This window comes from Actinomadura sp. RB99 (genome assembly GCF_014706005.1).
Classification (GTDB): Bacteria; Actinomycetota; Actinomycetes; order Streptosporangiales; family Streptosporangiaceae; genus Spirillospora.
The window spans coordinates 1-17,256 of the sequence record NZ_JABMCA010000025.1 but is presented as its reverse complement, the minus strand read 5'-3'; the positions used below and the strand labels follow the sequence as shown (position 1 = coordinate 17,256).

The 17,256-nt window shown below is 74.3% G+C and carries 18 protein-coding genes; 9 read left to right on the top strand and 9 right to left on the bottom strand.

What is annotated here, in order from left to right:
• Positions 1–7: 7 nt before the first annotated feature.
• Entirely contained in the window at positions 8–1,429 is a 1,422-nt protein-coding gene (locus amrb99_RS22440; protein ID WP_347256798.1) for a HAMP domain-containing sensor histidine kinase, read from the top strand.
• Positions 1,430–1,526: 97 nt separating this feature from the next.
• Here the strand turns inward: amrb99_RS22440 and amrb99_RS22435 are convergent, their stop codons facing one another.
• Entirely contained in the window at positions 1,527–2,945 is a 1,419-nt protein-coding gene (locus amrb99_RS22435; RefSeq protein ID WP_206700060.1) for a gluconate:H+ symporter, read from the bottom strand.
• 170 nt (positions 2,946–3,115) lie between these two features.
• Between amrb99_RS22435 and amrb99_RS22430 the strand changes: the two genes are divergently transcribed.
• Positions 3,116–3,856: a FadR/GntR family transcriptional regulator gene (locus amrb99_RS22430; protein WP_190859144.1), complete on the top strand. Its 741-nt coding sequence runs from the start codon at positions 3,116–3,118 to the stop codon at positions 3,854–3,856.
• Positions 3,853–4,500, top strand: coding sequence for a nitroreductase family protein (locus tag amrb99_RS22425; protein ID WP_190859142.1), 648 nt, complete (start codon positions 3,853–3,855; stop codon positions 4,498–4,500). The genes amrb99_RS22430 and amrb99_RS22425 overlap by 4 nt, the downstream gene beginning before the upstream one ends.
• A gap of 64 nt (positions 4,501–4,564) precedes the next feature.
• Here amrb99_RS22425 and amrb99_RS22420 read toward each other — a convergent pair whose 3' ends face one another.
• Entirely contained in the window at positions 4,565–5,002 is a 438-nt protein-coding gene (locus amrb99_RS22420; RefSeq protein WP_190859139.1) for a hypothetical protein, read from the bottom strand.
• 222 nt (positions 5,003–5,224) lie between these two features.
• On the opposite strand from amrb99_RS22420, the gene amrb99_RS22415 reads away from it, so the two are divergent.
• The 4 genes from amrb99_RS22415 (at position 5,225) to amrb99_RS22400 (ending at position 7,968) form a co-directional block, all read left to right on the top strand.
• On the top strand, positions 5,225–6,082 hold the full coding sequence (locus amrb99_RS22415; protein ID WP_190859136.1) for a helix-turn-helix transcriptional regulator: 858 nt from the start codon (positions 5,225–5,227) through the stop codon (positions 6,080–6,082).
• Complete coding sequence (locus amrb99_RS22410) at positions 6,079–6,288, top strand: DUF397 domain-containing protein (protein ID WP_190859134.1); 210 nt, start codon at positions 6,079–6,081, stop codon at positions 6,286–6,288. The genes amrb99_RS22415 and amrb99_RS22410 overlap by 4 nt, the downstream gene beginning before the upstream one ends.
• Before the next feature lie 85 nt (positions 6,289–6,373).
• Positions 6,374–7,207 (top strand): SAM-dependent methyltransferase, encoded by an 834-nt coding sequence (locus tag amrb99_RS22405; protein WP_190859132.1) that lies wholly within the window; start codon positions 6,374–6,376, stop codon positions 7,205–7,207.
• A gap of 71 nt (positions 7,208–7,278) precedes the next feature.
• Positions 7,279–7,968, top strand: a complete 690-nt coding sequence (locus amrb99_RS22400) for a TetR/AcrR family transcriptional regulator (protein ID WP_347256797.1) — start codon at positions 7,279–7,281, stop codon at positions 7,966–7,968.
• A gap of 120 nt (positions 7,969–8,088) precedes the next feature.
• Here the strand turns inward: amrb99_RS22400 and mnhG are convergent, their stop codons facing one another.
• Genes mnhG through amrb99_RS22370 form a run of 6 tightly spaced genes read right to left on the bottom strand, consistent with a single transcriptional unit; the run spans position 8,089 to position 14,221 of the window.
• Positions 8,089–8,430, bottom strand: a complete 342-nt coding sequence (mnhG, locus tag amrb99_RS22395; RefSeq protein ID WP_190859130.1) for a monovalent cation/H(+) antiporter subunit G — start codon at positions 8,428–8,430, stop codon at positions 8,089–8,091.
• Positions 8,427–8,720: a monovalent cation/H+ antiporter complex subunit F gene (locus amrb99_RS22390; RefSeq protein ID WP_190859128.1), complete on the bottom strand. Its 294-nt coding sequence runs from the start codon at positions 8,718–8,720 to the stop codon at positions 8,427–8,429. The genes mnhG and amrb99_RS22390 overlap by 4 nt, the downstream gene beginning before the upstream one ends.
• Positions 8,717–9,274 carry a Na+/H+ antiporter subunit E gene (locus amrb99_RS22385; protein ID WP_190859126.1) on the bottom strand — a complete coding sequence of 186 codons (558 nt, stop codon included), beginning with the start codon at positions 9,272–9,274 and terminating at the stop codon, positions 8,717–8,719. Before amrb99_RS22385 ends, amrb99_RS22390 begins: the two co-directional genes overlap by 4 nt.
• Entirely contained in the window at positions 9,271–10,788 is a 1,518-nt protein-coding gene (locus amrb99_RS22380; protein WP_190859124.1) for a Na+/H+ antiporter subunit D, read from the bottom strand. Before amrb99_RS22380 ends, amrb99_RS22385 begins: the two co-directional genes overlap by 4 nt.
• Positions 10,785–11,339 (bottom strand): Na(+)/H(+) antiporter subunit C, encoded by a 555-nt coding sequence (locus amrb99_RS22375; RefSeq protein ID WP_190859122.1) that lies wholly within the window; start codon positions 11,337–11,339, stop codon positions 10,785–10,787. Before amrb99_RS22375 ends, amrb99_RS22380 begins: the two co-directional genes overlap by 4 nt.
• Positions 11,339–14,221, bottom strand: a complete 2,883-nt coding sequence (locus amrb99_RS22370; protein ID WP_347256796.1) for a Na+/H+ antiporter subunit A — start codon at positions 14,219–14,221, stop codon at positions 11,339–11,341. The genes amrb99_RS22375 and amrb99_RS22370 overlap by 1 nt, the downstream gene beginning before the upstream one ends.
• A 354-nt stretch (positions 14,222–14,575) precedes the next feature.
• Here amrb99_RS22370 and amrb99_RS22365 point away from each other — a divergent pair, with 354 nt between their 5' ends.
• Positions 14,576–15,238 carry a GNAT family N-acetyltransferase gene (locus amrb99_RS22365; protein WP_190859119.1) on the top strand — a complete coding sequence of 221 codons (663 nt, stop codon included), beginning with the start codon at positions 14,576–14,578 and terminating at the stop codon, positions 15,236–15,238.
• A gap of 71 nt (positions 15,239–15,309) precedes the next feature.
• Here amrb99_RS22365 and amrb99_RS22360 read toward each other — a convergent pair whose 3' ends face one another.
• On the bottom strand, positions 15,310–15,822 hold the full coding sequence (locus amrb99_RS22360; protein ID WP_206700059.1) for an EamA family transporter: 513 nt from the start codon (positions 15,820–15,822) through the stop codon (positions 15,310–15,312).
• A gap of 481 nt (positions 15,823–16,303) precedes the next feature.
• Between amrb99_RS22360 and amrb99_RS53265 the strand changes: the two genes are divergently transcribed.
• A partial coding sequence (locus amrb99_RS53265) for a HAMP domain-containing sensor histidine kinase (protein WP_190859110.1) occupies positions 16,304–17,256 on the top strand: 953 nt, incomplete at its 3' end.

The window sequence follows — 17,256 nt, the reverse complement described above, 5'->3', positions numbered from 1 at the left end:
CGCGTCCGTGCGCTCGCGGGCGGCGCTGGCCGCGACGGCGGTCGTCGCGGTCGCGCTGGTCGCGGCCGGGCTGACCGTGCTGCTCACGCTGCGGGGCAGCCTGACCCGGCAGTCCGACCTCCAGGCGGAGATCATCGCGCGGGAGGTCGCGGCGCAGGTCGCGGTGGGGACGCCGGTCGCCCGGCTCGACCTGCCCGACTCCGAGGACCATCCGGTGCAGGTCGTGGACGAGCACGGCCGGGTCGTCGCGGTCTCCAAGGACCTGGACGCGATCAGCGGCACCGGGTCGTCGTCCGTGGCGCCGAACGCGGCGCCGTCCGCGACGTCCACGGGCGGGGACGATGACGACGGCCACGACGACCACGGCGGCCGCGGTGAGCGGCCGGGGCGCGGCGAGGTCTCCACGGACGTCGACTACGACGGCGGCCGCGCGACCGTCGGCCACGACACGGCCGACTACCGGTTCGCGGCGGTCGCGGCGACCGCGCCGTCGGGCGGGACCGTCGTCGTGCACGCGGGGGCGCGGCTCGCCACGCAGGCCGTCGGGTCGGTGACCCGCGCGATGCTGCTGGGGCTGCCCCTCCTTCTGCTCGTGGTCGGGGCGGTGACGTGGCTGGTGACGCGGCGGGCACTGCGTCCGGTGGAGGCGATCCGGGCGGAGATGGCGGCGATCACCTCGGCCGGCGACCTCGCGCGGCGGGTGCCGGTGCCGGGGTCGCGCGACGAGGTGGCGGGGCTGGCGGAGACGACCAACCAGACGCTCGGCGCGCTGGAGCGGTCGGTGGAGCGGCAGCGCCGGTTCGTCGCGGACGCCTCGCACGAGCTGCGCAGCCCCCTCGCGTCGCTGCGCACGCAGCTGGAGGTCGCCGCCGCGCACCCCCACCTGCTGGACGTGGACGGCGCGGTCCAGGACGTCGTCCGGCTCCAGGACCTGGCGGCGGGGCTGCTGCTCCTCGCCCGGCTGGACGCGGGGGAGCGGCCCCGCCACGACCGGGTCGACCTCGGGGCGCTGGTCCGCGAGGAGGTGGCGCACCGCGCCGCGACCGACCGGGTCCCCGTCGAGGTGACGGGGACCGGCGCGTTCGAGGTGCTCGGCAGCGCCGCGCAGCTCGAACGGGTGCTGGTCAACCTGCTGGACAACGCGCAGCGGCACGCGGCGTCGTCGGTCCGCGCCGCGCTGTCCGCGGGCGGCGGGCGGGTGGCGCTGCGGGTGACCGACGACGGCCCCGGCGTCCCGCCCGCCGACCGGGAGCGGATCTTCGAGCGGTTCGTCCGGCTCGACGACGCGCGCGCCCGCGACGAGGGCGGCGCGGGCCTCGGCCTCGCCATCGCCCGGGGCGTCGCCCGCGCGCACGGCGGCGACCTGACCGCGGGCCCCGCCCCCGGCGGCGGCGCGGCGTTCGAGCTATGGCTGCCCGCGGCCGGCTGACCGTGTCCGGCTGCCCGCGGCCGGCTGACCGTGTCCGGCTGACCGTGTCCGGCTGACCGTGTCCGGCTGACCGTGTCCGGCCGGCGCGCCGCTCCGGCTAGACGACGATGTTCAGCGCGAGGACGAACACCAGGCCGCAGACCGAGATCACCGTCTCCATCAGCGACCACGACTTGATCGTCTGCCCGACGCTCAGCCCGAAGTACTCCTTGACCAGCCAGAACCCGGCGTCGTTGACGTGCGAGAAGAACAGCGAGCCGCTGCCGACGGCGAGCACCAGCAGCGAGGTGTCGCCGGTGCTCAGCCCGGTGACGAGCGGGGCGAGGATGCCGGACGCGGTGACGGTCGCGACGGTCGCCGACCCGGTCGCGAGCCGGATCAGCACGGCGACGAGCCAGCCGAGGACGAGCACGGACACCCCGCTGCCGTCCACCCAGTCCGCGATGGTCTTGCCGATGCCGGTGTCGACGAGCGTCTGCTTGAAGCCGCCGCCCGCCGCGACGATCAGCAGCACGCCCGCGATCGGCGGCAGCGACCGCTCCAGCGTCGCGGTGATCGTCCGGCGGTCCATCCCGGAGCCGCGGCCGAGGGTGAACATCGCGACGACCACCGCGATGAGCAGCGCGATCAGCGGCGTGCCGAGGTTGTCGAGGACGGTGTAGGGCTCGGTGCCCTCGTCGAGCACGATGTCGGCGAACGCCTTGAGCAGCATCAGCACGACCGGCAGCAGCACGGTCGCCAGGGTGAGCGCGAACGAGGGGCGGCGCCGGCCCTGCTCCGCGCCGTCCCTCTCGCCGCCGTCCCTCTCGTCGGCGTCCTTGCCGCCGGCCGTGTCGCCGGTGGTGAACAGCTCGGGCGGCCGGACGTCCACCCAGCGCGCGGCGAACCGGGCGAGCAGCGGCCCGGCGAGCGCGACGGTCGGCACGGCGACGAGCACGCCGAGGCCCAGCGTGACGCCGAGGTCGGCGTGCAGCGCGTCGATCGCGACGAGCGGCCCCGGGTGCGGCGGGACGAGCCCGTGCATCGCCGACAGTCCGGCCAGCGCCGGGATGCCGACCGCGATGATCGACTGCCCGGAGCGGCGCGCCACCAGGTAGATCACCGGCATCAGCAGCACGAGGCCGATCTCGAAGAACATCGGCAGCCCGATGAGCGCGCCGACCAGCGCCATCGCCCAGGGCAGCGCGCGCCGCCCGGACCGTCCGACGATGGTGTCGACGATCTGGTCGGCGCCGCTGGAGTCGGCGAGCAGCTTGCCGAACATCGCGCCGAGCGCGATCAGCGCGCCCACGCCGGACGCGGTGTCGCCGAAGCCCTTGCCGAAGCTCTTCACGGTGTCGGCCATCGGCAGTCCCGCGATGGCCCCGACCAGCAGCGAGCCGAGGGTGAGGCTCAGGAACGGGTGCACCTTCAGCCAGGTGATCAGTACGACGATCAGCGCGATGCCGGCGAGCGCCGCGGGCACGAGCCGCCCGCTGGACGCGTGCGGCGCCGCGGCGAGCACGATCGAGTGCATTGCGGTCATCCTCCTCGGTGGCGGGGCTGGGGAGATCCCGGGGGGCGGGGGGCGCCACCTGCGCCGAGTGCACCTCATTAACCAGCCGTTATCAAGAGGTCACGTCGAAAAAACATACCTTTGACATCGGGGTGTGCCTGCATCGACGCAATCGTGTGATGATTGACGCCATGGTGCGAGACAGCCCGGCCGGGTTGCACGGCAGCGTCGTCGACCGGCTCGGCGTGCAGATCACCTCGGGGGACGTCCCGGCGGGCGAGGTGCTGCGGATCGAGCAGCTGGAGGCCCGGTTCGGGGTCTCCCGCTCCGTGGTCCGCGAGGCGATCCGGGTGCTGGAGTCGATGGGGATGGTGACCAGCCGGCGCCGCGTCGGCATCACGGTCGCGCCCCGCGGCTGCTGGAACCTGTTCGACCCGCAGATCATCGGCTGGCGCCTGGAGGGCCCCGGCCGCGACGAGCAGCTCCGCGAGCTCGGCGAGCTGCGGCGCGGGCTGGAACCCGTCGCGGCCCACCTCGCGGCGCTGCGCGCGACGCCCACCCAGTGCGGCACGCTGACCGGCGCCGTCATGCAGATGGCGGTGCACGGCAAGTCCGGCGACCTGGAGGCCTACCTGGAGGCGGACGTCCAGTTCCACCGGACGCTGCTGCAGGCGTCGGGCAACGAGATGATGGGCGCGCTCAGCGGGGTCGTCGCCGCCGTCCTCGCGGGCCGCACCCACCACCACCTGATGCCCGCGCGTCCGGAGCCGGCCGCGATCCGCTGGCACGCCGAGGTGGCCCAGGCCGTCCAGGCGGGCGACGCCGCGGCCGCCGAGCGCGCGATGCGCGACATCGTCGACGAGGCGACGCGCGCCATGCTCGACCCCTCCGACGCCGGCCCGCCGGCCCCGCCGTCGATACTGGGATCATGACTCTTCCGCTGAGCCCGGACGAACTGCTGACCACCACCCGTACCGTGCGCAAGCGCCTCGACCTGGCCCGTCCCGTGCCGATGGACCTCGTCCGCGAGTGCCTGGAGATCGCCGTCCAGGCGCCGAGCGGCAGCAACCGGCAGGGCTGGCACTGGATCGTCGTCACCGACACCGAGAAGCGGAAGGCGATCGGCGAGTACTACCGGCGCTCGTTCGCCGCGTACGCCGCGGCGGGCGGCACGTCCGCCGGGCAGTACGCCGACGACCCGGACCGCGCCGAGGTGCAGCGCCGCGTCGGTGACAGCGCCTCCTACCTGGCCGAACGCATGGGGGACGTGCCGGTGCTGGTGATCCCGTGCCTGCGGCTGCACGGCGGGAAGCTGCCGGACGGGAACCAGGCCGGGCTGTGGGGGTCGCTGCTCCCGGCCGTGTGGAACTACGCGCTCGCGGCGCGGGCGCGGGGCCTCGGCACCGCGTGGACGACGCTGCACCTGGCGTACGAGCAGGAGGTCGCGGACGTCCTCGGGCTGCCGGCGGACGTGCGGCAGGGCGCGCTCGTCCCCACCGCGTACTACACGGGCGAGACGTTCCGGCCCGCGCCGCGCGTGCCGCTGGACGAGGTCCTGCACGTCGACGAGTGGTGATAGGACACCACCGCGGGGCGGGCACCGGCGATCCCCCTCGGCTCGCCGGGAGCCCCGTCCCCGGTCAGCGGCCGCGCCTGCGGAGGTCGGCGAAGATCGCCTCGGAGATCGCGGTGGCGGCCTTCTCGGGGTCGGCGGCCGGGCAGAACGGCTGGAACCAGCGGGCGACCGGACGGCCCGCGCGGTCGCGGCGGGGCCGCTGCCAGTGCCAGTAGAGGGCGTCCCCGGGCGCGGGTTCGCCGGACGGCCCGCCGGGGGGCGGCAGCAGCCAGACGGTGCGCCCGACGTACGGCTCGACCTGCACGCACTGCGCCGAGACCGCCATCGGCGAGGAGCCGTTCCCCCACGGTCCCGAGGTGCTCAGGCCGAGGGCGTGAAGGCGGGACATGAGGCGGCGCGCGCAGTCCTCCGCCTCGCCGAGGGCGTCCGCGCGGCCGCCGGGCGCGCTCGCGCGGCCGGCGGTGCCCGGATACGGGGGCTCGGCGATGGCGGAGATCGTCATGGCGGGGCTCCCGGGAGCGGTGGCGGTGTCTGACAGCCAGGTCGGGCGACGCTGACTCCCTGTGAAAGACGGTCCTCCGCGGGCGGCGGCGTGTCAAGCGCTTCATGTCAATTTACATGACGCGGATCACGGGATGATCGTCGGCAATGCGTAATGATCGTCCGGCGCAAAAGCTGCATTATGCGGGTTGCATGGTGTGATGGGGCGGTGTAGACACGGAGGATGACTCCCGGTGACGACGGGCCGGTGCTGTCGGGATGGCTGCTCGGCAACGCCCTCGCCGATGCGCGCAAGGCGTCCGGCGAGTCGGTGGCGTCCATCGCCCGTGATCTCGGGGTGCATCCGCAGACCGTGAGACGGTGGGAGAACGCCGAGGTCACCCCCAGTGTTCTCGTCCTGCGCGGGCTCTGCACGCATTACGGAGTTCCGCCCGACAAACGGGACGAACTAGAGGAATTGCGTGAACGGGCGAGCCGGCCGGGCTGGTGGAACGGCAGCGGCGACTGGCCCGACGCCACCGCCGAACTGCTCGGCATGGAGATGGCGGCCGTCCGAATTCGCGCGTGGGACCTGACCGCGATTCCGGGACTCTTGCAGACGCCCGAGTACGCCCGGCAGGTCATCCAGGCCGTCGACCCCAGCGTCTCGCCCACCCGCGTCGACTCCGGCGTCGAGCTGCGGATGGGACGGCAGGCGGAGGTGTTCGGCGGCACCGTCCGCGAGGCCGTCTTCATGATCGACGAGACCGCGCTGGCGCGGATGCCCGGCGGCCCGGCGCTGCGCCGCGCGCAGATCGCCCGCCTGCTGGTGCCGCCGCCCGCCGTGACCATCCAGGTGATGCCGTTCAGCGCCGGCCCGCACCCGGCGCTCGGCTCCTTCATGGCGTTCGACTTCGACTCGGATGTCATCAGCGCGGGGATCTTCGTCGAGGGCTCGGTGACCGGGCGCAGCCGGGTCGAGACCGGCGCCGCCGTCGCCCGCTACGAGCAGGTCTGGGCCTGGCTCCAGGCGAAGGCGCTGACCCCGAAACAGACGACCGAGTTCCTCGAGAAGATGATGGAAGGGATAGCCCCGCAATGAGGAATCATGATCTGATCACCCCCGGAACGTGGCGGAAATCGTCGCGGTCGAATGCCGCGCAGGACGCCTGCGTGGAGGTCGGCGGCGGCGACCGGGTCGTCGGAGTCCGCGACACCAAGGACCGCGACGGCGGAACGCTGGTGTTCGGCAGCGAGGCATGGCGCACATTCGCCGCGCGGGTGAAGGCGGGCCGTTTCGACCTGTGAACGAATGAAGGCGGACGAAGGGCCCCGGCGAACCCCCGCCGGGCCGCCCTTCTCCTCTTTCACCGACCCCTTCCCAAGGAAGACGATGGACACCTACCCCCACCCCAAGGGCGCTTTGAAAAGCGGCCCGGGTGTCGCTTCGGCGGGACGCATTTACGACTACTTCCTCAACGGCCGGCACCACACCCCCGCGGACGAGGAGGCCGCCCGGAAACTCCAGGAGAAGGTCCCGGAACTGCACTACATGGCGCAGGCCAACCGCATATTCCTGCAGCGCGCGGCGGCCGTCATGGCGCGGGCCGGCGTCGACCAGTTCATCGACCTCGGCTCCGGCATCCCGACGGCCTGGAACACCCACGAGGTCGTCCAGGTCGTCCATCCGGAGGCGCACGTCGTCTACGTCGACAACGACCCCGTGGTCCTGGACATGTCGCGGGACATGCTGCGCCGCGGCGGTGAGAAGAACGTCGTCTACGTCGACGCCGACATCGCCGACCCCGACTCCGTCCTCGCCGACCCCGAGGTGCGGCGGCTCATCGACTTCTCCCGGCCCGTCGGCTACCTGCACGTCGCCATCTGGCACTTCGTGGACCCCGAGCGGGACCCGTGGTCGCTGCTGCGCCGCTACCTCGACGCGGTGCCGTCCGGGAGCTACCTCGCGCTGTCGCACGTCACGGCCGACGGGCAGCGCGCCGACAAGATCGAGCGGTTCAACGAGGTCTACCGGAACGTCACCGCCCGGCTGAACTTCCGCACGTTCGAGGAGATCGACCGGTTCTTCGACGGCTGGGAGTACCTCCCGCCGCACGAGGACACCCCGCCCGGGCTGTCCTACGTCGACGTCTGGGGCAGCAAGAACCCCGCCGAGGCCGACCCGTCGCACACCTGGATCCCCGCCGGCGTCGCCCGCAAGCCCTGACCCGCCCGTCCCCGGACCGTCCGTGCCGGTGTACGAGCACGTCAGGGCCGGGTGGACATAAGGTGAACAGCGTGTCGGACTCATCGCCGCGCCGGCTGCCCAGAGGGCGCTCGGCGCTGTCCCCCGAGGAAGTGGAACGCATCCAGCGGTCGCGGCTGTGCGCCGCGATGGCCGAGGTGATGGCGGAGAAGGGGTACGTCGCCACCTCGGTGGCGGACGTGCTCCAGCGGTCCGGGGTGTCGCGGCAGAGCTTCTACCAGGTGTTCGACAGCAAGCTCGACTGCTTCATGGCCGCCTTCGACGTCGCGCGGGACCTGCTGGTGCAGCACCTGCTGGAGATGATCGGCGCGGGCGAGGACGGCCGTCCCGCCACGGACGGCGCGGGCGCGGCGGGCGGTCCGATGGACCGTTTCGAGCAGGGCTTCACCGCCTACCTCGAGGCGCTCGCCATCGAGCTGCCCTACACCCGGCTGTTCCTGATCGAGGTGTACGCCGCCGGGCCCGAGGCGATCCGGCGGCGGGCGGACCTGCAGAACATGATCACCGATGTGCTCGCCGACATGCTGGGCGCGCGCGACGAGGCGGGCCGCTTCACCTGCCGGATGATCGTCGCCGCGACCAGCACGCTGGTGACGAACGCGGTCGCCGACAACGACCTGGAAGCGCTGCGCGCGGTCGGCCCGCCGCTCGTCCGGAACGTCCGCACGCTCTGGGAGGCCGGGGCGTTCGGGCAGCGCCCGGTCCCGGACGCCTCCTCCTGACGGCGGCCGCGCCGTCAGGACGGAGGTTCAGCGGCGGGACTCCGCCAGGTCGGGCCGCCCGGCATCGCTGTGGACGCCGCGCGGCACCGACACGGCGAGGAGCGCGCCGAGCGCGCGGGCTCAGCCGTCGCCGGGCGATCCGAGGGCGCGCGCCAGCTCGTCGGCGTGCAGCAGGTCGCGGTCGACGTGGCCGGTGCGGTAGGCGGCGCGCCCGACCAGGTGCGCCGCGACCGGGACGGTGATGATCTGCAGCAGCGCGACCAGCACCAGCGAGGTGAGCACCTCGATGGTCGGGAACCGGACGCCGACGCCGGCCAGCACCAGCAGCAGGCCGACGGCCTGCGACTTCGTCGCGGCGTGCATCCGGGTGAACAGGTCGGGCAGCCGCAGCAGGCCGAGCCCTGCGCTGAGCGAGGCGCCCGCGCCGAGCAGCAGGAACGCCGCCGTGAACGCCGTCCTCACGCGTCCGCCCCCCGGTCCGGGTCGTCCGGGGCGGGGACGCGGTGGGTGAGGAACCGGGCGACCGCGACCGAGCCGACGAAGGCGACCAGCGACAGGGCCAGCAGCGTCGGCAGCACCCAGGTGTCGCCGTCGGCGACCGCGGACGCGCCCAGTCCCGCCATGATCACGGCGAGCAGGACGTCCAGCGCCATGGCGCGGTCGAGCATCGACGGGCCCCGGACGATCCGGACGAGCGTGCACGCGGCGGCGAGGAACAGCACCGCCGCCACCGCGACGAGCACGGCCGTCATGACCCGTCCTCCGCGAGGGCGCACAGGTCGTCGCGGGTGCCGAAGGCCCGGACGGTCCGGCGTTCGAGCGCCTGCACGTCCCGCCGGGCCTTCTCCACGGCCGCGTCGTCGTCGGCGCCGAGGACGTGCAGGAACAGCGTCGCGTCGGAGTGCCGGACGTCCAGCACCAGCGTGCCGGGCGTCGCCGACAGCGAGATCGCCATGATGGTGAGGATCAGGTCGGAGCGGGTGCGCAGCGGGACCGCGATGACCGAGTTGCGCTTGGCTCGGCCGCGCCCGCCCGCCGCCTGCCAGGCCAGCGGCCCGGCGCTGTGCAGCAGGTCGGCGGCGGCGCGCAGCACGAACACGATGAGCCCGACGGGCCTGAGCCGCAGCTGCGGGCCGACCGGCGGGAGCGGGAACGCCAGTTGCAGCAGCACCGCGAGGACCAGCCCGGACACCAGGTTCGCGACGGTCGGCCGGTCCCACAGCAGCACCCACACGAGCGTCAGCCAGACGACCGCGGGCAGCCGGAGCTCCCGGCGGCGTCCGATCCGGATGGTGAACTCCCTCAAGTGGCGCCTCCCGAAGGGAACACGGCCCGCGTGTAGGTCTGCGGGTTCAGCAGTTCGGCGGCGGCGCGCTCGCACAGCGCGTACAGCGGGCCGCCCGCCGCGGTGTAGGCGAGGCTGAGGACGACCAGCGCGGCGCTCCCGGCGACCATCGCGGCGGGCAGCCGTGCAGCGCGCGCGCCCTGCGGGAGGTCGTCCGGCGGGGCGCTCCAGAACGCCTGGTTCCACACCTTCACCAGCGAGTACAGGGTGAGCAGGCTCGTCACCACGGCGCCCGCGACGAGGACGTCCACCAGCGGCCCGCCCTGCGCGAGGCCCGCCCGCAGCAGCCCGAGCTTGCCGAGGAACCCCGACAGGGGCGGGATGCCGCCGAGGTTCATCGCGGGGACGAAGAACAGCACGCCGACCAGCGGCGCGGTGCGCGCGAGCCCGCCGAGCCGGGCCAGCGACGTCGCGCCGCCGCGCCGGTCGATGAGCCCGGCGACCAGGAACAACGTGGTCTGGATCGTGATGTGGTGCAGGACGTAGAAGACGGTCGCGGCGAGCCCCGCCGCCGAGTCCAGCGCCACCCCGAAGATCATGTAGCCGATATGGCTGACCAGCGTGAACGACAGCAGCCGCCGCACGTCGATCTGCACCATCGCGCCCAGCACCCCGACGAGCATGCTCAGCAGCGCCGCGACCAGGAGCACCCGGCGCAGGTGGCCGCCCGGGAACAGCAGCGTCTCGGCCCGGATCACCCCGTACACGCCGATCTTGGTGAGCAGGCCGGCGAACACGGCGCTGACCGGGGTCGGCGCGGACGGGTAGGAGTCGGGCAGCCACATCGACAGCGGGAACACCGCCGCCTTCACCGCGAACGCGGTCAGCAGCGTCACCTCGGCGATCCGGGCGACCGGGCCGGGCAGCTCGGCGATCCGCCACGACAGCTGCGCCATGTTGACGGTGCCCGTCGCGGCGTACAGCACGGCGATGGCGACGAGGAACAGCATCGACGACAGCAGCGCGACGACGATGTAGGTCGTCCCGGCGCGGACGCGGGCCATGGTGCCGCCGAGCGTCACCAGCACGTAGCTGGCCATCAGCATCATCTCGAACCCGACGAACAGGTTGAACAGGTCGCCGGCGAGGAACGCGTCGCAGACCCCGGCGGTCAGCAGCAGGTAGGTCGGGTGGAACACCGACAGCGGCGTGTCCCGGTCGCGTTCGGCGACGTCCTGCCCGAACGCGTAGACCATCACGCAGAGGGTGACGGCGGACGACACGGCGAGCATCACCGCCGACAGCCGGTCCGCGACCAGCGTGATGCCGACCGGCGCGGGCCAGCCGCCGAGCCGCACGACCTGCGGGCCGTACCGGTCCGCGCGGACCAGCAGCGCGACCGCGACGCCGAGCACCGCGGCGAGCGCGACGATGCTGATCGCGCGTTTCAGCACCGGGCGCCGCGGCCCGATGAGGATCTTGACGCCGGCGGCCAGGACGGGCAGCAGCACCGGCAGCGGGACGAGCGCGTTCACTGGCCGTCCCGCCCCTGCCGCCCCGGCCGGCGCTCGCGGCGGCCATCGCGGCGGCCGTCGCGGCGGCCGTCGCGGGGGACGCCGCCGGGGAAGTCGCTGTCGGGCTCCTCGCGGGCGCCGAGCTCGGACGGGTCGGCGACGGCGCGCCGCTCGCGCTCGGCGCGCAGCCCGACGTCGTCCTCGCTCTCCCGGCGGACCCGCAGGTCCTCGATGTCGTCGCGGACGTCGTCGTCGCCGCTGAGCCTCCCGCTGCGGTAGGCGATGGCCAGCACGAACGCCGCCGACGCCAGCGAGATCACGATCGCGGTGAGGATCAGCGCCTGCGACAGCGGGTCGCTGAGCGCGCGGCGCGGGCCGCCGCGCGGGCCGCGTCCGGTGAGGATCGGCGCGGCGCCGGCCGGGCCGCCCGCGGTGAGGATCAGCAGGTTCACCCCGTTGCTGAGCACCAGCACCCCGACGACCAGCCGGGACAGGCTGCGCTCCAGCAGCAGCACGACGCCGGCGGCGACGAGCGTCCCGCCGGTCGCGGCGAGCACCAGGGAGGGGCTCATCAGCCGGCCCCCTCGCCGGTGCGGCCCGCCCCGCGGCGCCGGTCGGCCTCGGTCTGCCGGTCGATCTCGGCGCCGAGCACGGACAGCACGGTGAGGACGAGCCCGATGACGATCAGGTAGACGCCGATCTCGAACAGCAGCGACGTGACGAGGTGGACGTGGCCGAGCAGCGGCAGGTGCGCGTCCGCGGACGCGCTCTCCAGCACCGCGTGCCCCCAGGCCAGGCCGCCGAGCGCCGTCCCGGACACGATGATCGCGCCGGTGCCGAGCAGCGCGCCCGCCGGGACGGGCGCCGCCTCCCACAGCTCGAACGGGCCGCCCGCGAGGTAGCGGACGGCGAGCGCGAGCCCCGCGACGATGCCGCCCGCGAACCCGCCGCCGGGCGCGGAGTGCGCGGTGAACAGCAGGAACAGCGAGTACAGCAGCACGGTGTGGAAGATGGCCTGGGCGACGACCTCGAACACGATGGAGCGCCGTTCGGCGGCGAGCGTGGACCCGGCCGCGAGCCATCCGGCGGGCGGGGCCTCGTCCAGCGCGGTGATCTCCTCGACGCCCCACACGCTGGTGCCGGGGCCGGGCGGGGGCGGCGCCGACAGCGGCCGCCGCGCGAACACCATGCTGGTCACGCCGAGGGCGGCAAGGGCGATGACGACGCTCTCGCCGAGGGTGTCCCAGGAGCGCAGGTCCACGAGCGTGACCGCGACGATGTTGCCGCCGCCGGCCTCCCGGGCCGCGCCGGGGTAGGCGGCGGAGACGGGCACGGCGTGGCGGGCCCGCGCCGCGAGCAGCGTGACGGCGGTCGCGGTGAGCCCGGCCAGCGCGCCGACCAGCAGGTGGACGGTGCGCTGCGCGGGGGAGCGCGTCGAGAACCGGGCGGGCAGCCGCCGCAGCACCAGCACGAAGACGATCAGGCTCGCGGTCTCGACGAGGAACTGGGTGAGCGCCAGGTCGGGCGCGCCCTGCAGGACGAACAGCGTGGCGACCCCGAACCCGGACGCGCCGGACAGCACGACCGTCTGGCCCCGGTCGCGGGCCCGGATCGCCGCGGCCGCCGCGATGACGGTGAGCAGCGCGACGAGCGCCTGCGCAGGGGAGTCCCAGATCCGGTCGCCGAGCGGCTCCGGCCACGGCAGGCCCGTCACGACGGCGCCGCCCGCCAGGCCGACCGCGGCGAGCAGGATGATCAGCAGGTAGTCGGGCAGCGACCCGCGCTGCACGGTCCCGGTGAGCTGGAGCGCGAACGTGCTGAGCCCGTGCATGAACCGCAGGTAGACCTGCTCGGGCTCGAAGAACTGCGGGACGCGCGCGACGCGCCGTCCGAGCCCGAACAGCGCGACGCCGGCCGCCAGCGAGACCGCGGTGAGCAGCAGCGGAAGACCGAACCCGTGCCAGGCCGACAGGTGGTAGCCGCCGTGCCGCGTCACCGGGAACGGCGCGGCCTCCCGCTCGATCGGCGCGTTCAGCTGCCCGGCGAGCAGCCCGACGACGACGCCCGCCGCCGCGAGCAGCACCACCGGCGCGAGCAGCAGCACCCCGGGACGGTGCACTTCGCGCGGCGCGACGCCCTCCTTGCGCGCGAACGCGCCCCACAGGAACCGCAGGCTGTACGCGGCGGTCAGCGCGGACCCCACCGCGAGCAGGACGAGCAGTCCGGTGTCGCCGCCGAGGAACGCCTCGTACGCGGCCTCCTTCCCGGCGAACCCGAGGGTCGCCGGGACGCCCGCCATCGACGCCGCCGCCGCGATCGCCGCCCCGAACAGCACCGGCGTCTCGCGCCCGAGCCCGGACAGCTTCCGCAGGTCGCGCGTCCCGGTCGAGTGGTCGACGACCCCGACCGCGAGGAACAGCGCGGACTTGAACAGGGCGTGCGCGAGCAGCACCGTGAACCCCGCCAGCGCCGCGACCCGGTTCCCGGCGCCGACCAGCACGACCATGAACCCGAGCTGGCTGACCGTCCCGTAGGCGAGCAGCAGCTTCAGGTCGTGCTCGCGCAGCGCCCGCCACCCGGCCAGCAGCATCGTCGCGATCCCGCAGCCCACCACGATCGGCCGCCACCCGGCCGTCCCGGCGAACGCGGGCGCGAGCCGCGCCACCAGGTACACGCCCGCCTTCACCATCGCGGCGGCGTGCAGGAACGCGCTGACCGGCGTCGGCGCGGCCATCGCCCCCGGCAGCCACAGCCCGAACGGGACGAGCGCGGACTTCGACAGCGCGCCGACGAGGATCAGCACGACCGCCGTCGCCGCGGTGCCCCCGCCGGGCGGCGCCGCGACGATCGCCGACAGCCGGTCGGTGCCCGCCGCCTGCCCGAGCAGGAGGAGCCCGACCAGCATCGCCAGCCCGCCGAACGTGGTGATGACGATCGCCTGCGTCGCCGCGCGCCGCGCGATGCCGCGCTCCGCGTCGTACCCGATGAGCAGGTACGACAGGACGGTCGTCAGCTCCCAGAACACGTACAGCAGGACGAGGTCGTCGGCCAGGACCAGCCCGAGCATCGCGGCGCCGAACCCGACCAGCTCCCCGGCGAACGCGCCGAGCTTCGGCTCGGCGCCGGTGAAGTAGCGGCCGCAGTACAGCACGATCAGCCCGCCGACGCCGCCGACGATGACCATCATCATCCAGGTCAGCGGGTCGGAGCGCAGGTACAGGTGGAGGCCGAGGCCGGGGATCCACGACCACGACTCGGTGCGCGGCGCGCCGCCGCGCAGCCACGGCCATACCGCCCATCCGGCGGCCGCGGCGAGCACCGCCGCCAGCGGAGGGAACGCGCCCCGCCCGAGGGCCCGCACGAGCACCGGCGCCGCCGCCGCGGCCGCGCAGTACGCGGCGAGCAACAGCAGCAATGAGGCCCCAGCAGGAGTGGACGGCGAACCGGCGATCACGCATGGTGATCGGATCGTGCTGGACCGTCACACTAGTGCTCCGGGAAGGCGCCGCCACGCTCTCCGGCCCCCGGACACGATTGCTTTACCCGCACGTGCCGCCGTGCCACGCGCCGAGGTCGGCCAGCGGCCCGGCCCGAACCGCGGCAGCGCGCCGACACCATCATCTGGTCCACCGGCGTCCGCACCCGGGACTTCGGCGCCCTCATGAGCGTCATCGGCCTGCACGGCCAGGAGTTCGAGGCACCCCCGCCCCGTCCCTCGTCCTCCGAGCGCCGGGCGCGAAAAGCGATCAACGATCGGTTTTCATGTTAGCCTGCGAGCGCCGCTCGCTCTGGTACTGGGAGGCCCACGATGACCGCCGGTTCGCGCACCGCGCCGCTGCCCGTCCGCCCGGCTCGCGCGGACGACCCCGAGGAGGTCCGCCGGATCTACGGCATCTGCCTGCGGACCGCCGCCCTCGGCGGCGACGCGACCGGCCTGGTGGACGATCCGCGGCTGCTCGGCGACGTGTTCGCCGGGCCGTATCTGGCCCACGCGCCCGACCTCGCCTGGGTGCTCGCGCGGGACGAGGGCGGGGCGTCGCGGCCGGTCGGGTACATCCTCGCCGCCGAGGACACCGCAGCCTTCGAGCGCGAACTCGACCGCGCGTGGTGGCCGCGGATCCGCGCGCGGGTGGCGGGACGGTCCGTCGAGCCCGGCGGCCCGGACGCCTGGCTGCGCGCCTACATCGACGACCCGCCCCGCACTCCCGCGCACATCACGGCCCGGTATCCGGCGCACCTGCACATCGACCTCCTGCCGGAGGCGCAGGGCGGCGGGAACGGGCGGCGCCTGTGCGCGATCCTGATCGAGGCCCTGCGCGAGCGCGGGGTGCCCGGACTTCACCTCGGGGTCAACGCCCGCAACGCGAACGCGCTGGGCTTCTACGGGCACATGGGCTTCGAGATGCTCGACGACGGCCCGGACACGAAGATCCTCGGCATGCGCCTGCGCCCGCGCGACGGCGCACGGTGACGGCGCTGACCACGGCGAGGAACGCCCACGCGGCGGTGTAGGCGGGGTCGGCGGATGCGATAACCGCCTGGTCATGTCCCTCGCTCGCGGTGGCCGAGGGCGGCGCCGGAGGAGGCGGCGCAGACGCAGCCGATCGCGAGCCACCGCGTCCAGGCGAGGTGCTCGCCGAGCAGGACGAGCCCGGCGACGGCGCCTGCGGCGGGCTCCAGGCTGACCATGACGGCGACCGTCCGTTCGGGCAGGCGGCGCAGCGCGGCCTGGTCGAGCGACCACAGCAGGACGGCCGACAGCACGGCGAGGCCGAGGCCCGCGGCGAGGACGCCCGGGTGCCACAGGCCGCCGCCGGCCGCCGGGGCGAGCGGCAGGACGAGCACCGCCCCGGCGACGACTCCCCAGGTCAGCGTCGATCCGGTGCCCCGGCTGGCGCCGCTGCCGCCGGGGGACCGGGCGGTCCGCGTCCCGCTGCGCGGCGGGGCGGTGCCGAAGCGGCGCCTCATCGCCTGCGTCCGGCGCGGCGGTGAGGGGGCGCCGCCGATCGCGCGCGGCCTGGGCGCGCTGCGCCGGGTGATCGACCGCCGCGACACGATCGGAAATTCCCGGCAATAGCGACAAACATCTAATAGAGGCTTTTGGCGGCTATAAGGGGTATATAACTGGAACGCATTGATCGGCGACTGTCCGTATGCCACTCTTTCCCGGGTGCCCCTCCCGGCAGGGGGCCGCCGGCCGGTGTTCCGAGCGTGCGCGGTCCGCTGCCGTGTCGCCCGGTGCTGAGGCTTAGGTGAAGAAGGCTGCTTTGACGAAACGCCGGATGACCTGCGGCGCGCACCTTCCGGCGGCGGCTCGGGGAGCGCGCCGGTGAGGTGGCCGAAGCGCACCCGGCAGGCCGCCCCGCCCCCGCAGGCCGTACCGCCGCCGTATCCGGGGCCGATGGCGCCCTCGCAGGGGCCGATGGCCGCGCCGCCGCAACCGCACGCGCAACCGCAGAGGCCCGCGCAACCCCGACCGCAACCGCAGCGGCCGCCGCAACCGCAACCGCAGCGGCCCACGCAGCCGCAGTCGCAGGTGCAGCGGCCCACGCAGCCGCAGCCGCAGGTGCCGCCGGCCGCACAGCCGCAGGCCCCGATGGCCGCGCAGCCGCAGCAGCAGCGGCCGTCTGTGCCGGTCCCGATGCCCGCCGGAACGGCCGACCCGGACGTGTGGCCGGAGTTGTGCGAACGGTTCTGCCTGCAATTCCTCGTACTCGCGGAGAAGATGCGTCCCGCCATGGACCTGCTGGAACGCCAGGAGGAGGACCCTGACCGGCTCGAGGCCCTCTACGAGATCGACCACGGCGTGACGCGCATGCGGCGGGCCGCGCGCGACCTGCGGGTCCTCGCCGGCCGGGACGCCGAGGAGGCGTCCGGGGCCGACACGTCGCTGCTGGACGTGGTCCGGATGGCCGAGTCGTCCATCGAGCAGTACCGGCACGTCTCGATCCTGCGCGTGGTGGAGCTCGCGGTCCCCGCGTACGCGGCGGAGGACCTGGCGTCCCTGGTCGCGGCGCTGCTGGACAACGCGACCCGCTACTCGCCCTCGCGGGTGACCGTGAGCGCGCACCTGCTCGCCGACGGCGCCGTGATGCTCCGCATCGAGGACTCCGGCATCGGCATGTCGCCCTCGCAGCTGGAGGGCCTGAACAAGGCGCTGGCCGGGCCGGTGCCGCCGATGACGGACGAGACGTCGCGGCAGACGGGCTTCCCCGTGGTGCACCGGCTGGCCCGCCGGCACGGCATCGGCGTGCGGCTCGCCGGGCGGACCGGCGGCACGGTCGCGATGGTGACGATCCCGCCGTCGCTGCTCTGCGAGATCCCACAGGACGAGCCGCACACGGTCGGGACCGGCGAGATGCCCCCGGCGATGGCGCATCTGGCGATGGCGCGCCGCGGGGAGCGCCCGGCGGGCGCAGCCGCGGAGCGACCGGCGGCCGTGGGGCGTCCGGGGCCCGCGGAACGGCCGGCGGCCGTGCAGCGTCGGGC